The sequence below is a fragment of the Chimaeribacter arupi genome, assembly GCF_002858805.1.
In the GTDB taxonomy this organism is placed as follows: domain Bacteria; phylum Pseudomonadota; class Gammaproteobacteria; order Enterobacterales; family Enterobacteriaceae; genus Chimaeribacter; species Chimaeribacter arupi.
Window position 1 is genome coordinate 1 of the sequence record NZ_PJZI01000078.1, and the last position, 1,813, is coordinate 1,813.

Genomic DNA, 1,813 nt, shown 5'->3' on the forward strand with positions numbered 1-1,813 from the left:
GAGCCGGGTGCGTTTCACCTGGGAAAGCGATGCACAGGGCAACCCGGTGCCGCGCGGCTGGCACACGCCGCCGGGCCAGGACAGCGTGCGGGTACGCCAGATGGCCTGGGACAGCGCCCGGCAGGCGTACACCTTCACCACCGAGGAAGCGCAGCCCGTCACGATTATCTGGACGCCGGACCGTTCCGGGGTGCATGTTCCCACGAACACCGGCAACCAGCACCGCCCGATCCTGCCGGACCCGGTGATGGTAAACCCGCTGCCGGACAGTACCGGTATCCGGGCCACCACCAGCCCGGCGCCGGATGAGAAAAGTTTCGCGGATTACATCCTGATCCTGCCGGTGGCGGACATTCCGCCAATTTATATTTATCTGAGCAAGCCGCCGGTGGAGTTTCTGGAGGTAGAACTGTACAGCGACTTTAAACGACGCTCGCGCCAGGGGACGTATGAGGCTGACCATATGCCTTCAAGGGCGGCTGTGGAATTATATTTATCCGAGCTTTATCCTGATGCTGCTTCAAAAGATATCAGTAAATTATCTGATGATGTTGCTGCGATTATTATTCCTAAAGAGGTGCACCAGAAGCTGAGCGAGACATACGGCGGGCGCAACACTTCTGCACAAATCAACCTTGATTCACGCAATTTACGGGCGGCACTTGATCACAACATGGACGTTATTAAACCAGCATTAAAAGAGCATGGTGCAACTGAGGGCCAAATAGAGGCGGCACGGACGAAAATGCATAAAATTAACAGTGAAATGGGGTTGTATAAATGACGGTGAATGTGGATGCAATGATTAATAGCTTAGGAAAGAGTTACATTGAGCTTGTTGATTCAGGATTGGTTGTGTACAAATCCCCGCCGAAAGGAGCGTCAGGCTCTCCTGTGCTTAGTTTGGATATGGCTAGAGAAGGAATCTTTCTCTCGTTCTGGCGTGATGGAAGAATCTTAAAAGCCGTTACGTTGACAATTCAAGACGATGAAACTACTGATTGGATGTTTCCAAATGAGCTTCCCGCACCATTAGAGAAAAAAATGACCCGTTCGTGGGTTCATGAACACTTTGGTGAACCATTAAGAAGCACACCTCCGAAAGTTATCATGAAACGCGCGTTTGGCTGGACAGATCTTTATGAGGCAGATGGACGTCCTATACCCACCAATATGCAAATCAGCTATGACGTGATGGATAATGTAAGATCGGTCACCTTTATGCCCACGTCAGAACTTCGCTGGTAGCCTTATCACCTTTGCCATCCCCGCCCGCGTGTGTCACTGCGCGGGCAGTGTGGTGATTAAGTATCGTACCAGTAATAGTGAGCAACTCAATCCCGCTGTAAAAGGTCGCAGTATTAAATGATATTTATGAGGTCATTATGGGCTTAAAAATCAGGTTACAGTGGTTTGATAAAATTACTGAGCTAAGGGAGGGACGAGAATACTCAAAAGATTTTGGTGATGATGTCAGTATCATGATTGATGGCTTAGACATGCCCACAAAAGATGTAATAAACAATGGCAGTTTTGATATAAAAAATGAGTAGGTGGCGATTTTGCAGCCATATTCTAACCATTGCATTGAATTAAAAAACTATGATTATCAAGTATCTTTTGACTATCGGGATCATTGGTAATAAACCAGAGTACGACAAATGACAGTAAACGTAGACGCCTTAATAAATAGCCTGGGAAAATCCTATAAAGATTTGCTTGAGGCTGAACTTATCCCCTATAAAACTCCCCCTACCGGATTTTCAGGTGATCCTGATCTTAGTCTGGATATGGCGAAAGAGGGGGTTTATCT

The 1,813-nt window shown here is 47.8% G+C and carries 3 protein-coding genes and 1 pseudogene; all 4 read left to right on the forward strand.

All coding sequences use genetic code 11. The annotated features are described in order from the left end of the window. Window positions 1–7: 7 nt before the first annotated feature. Entirely contained in the window at window positions 8–784 is a 777-nt protein-coding gene (locus CYR52_RS22105) for an S-type pyocin domain-containing protein (RefSeq protein WP_277622370.1), read from the forward strand. Further along, on the forward strand, window positions 781–1,248 hold the full coding sequence (locus CYR52_RS22110) for a DUF6392 family protein (protein ID WP_101829451.1): 468 nt from the start codon (window positions 781–783) through the stop codon (window positions 1,246–1,248). Before CYR52_RS22105 ends, CYR52_RS22110 begins: the two co-directional genes overlap by 4 nt. A 137-nt stretch (window positions 1,249–1,385) precedes the next feature. After that, window positions 1,386–1,643, forward strand: a pseudogene (locus CYR52_RS22115) (colicin E3-like toxin immunity protein). Between the two features lie 18 nt (window positions 1,644–1,661). Further along, window positions 1,662–1,813 (forward strand): DUF6392 family protein (locus CYR52_RS22965; protein WP_241522441.1); only part of this gene is annotated, 152 nt, incomplete at its 3' end.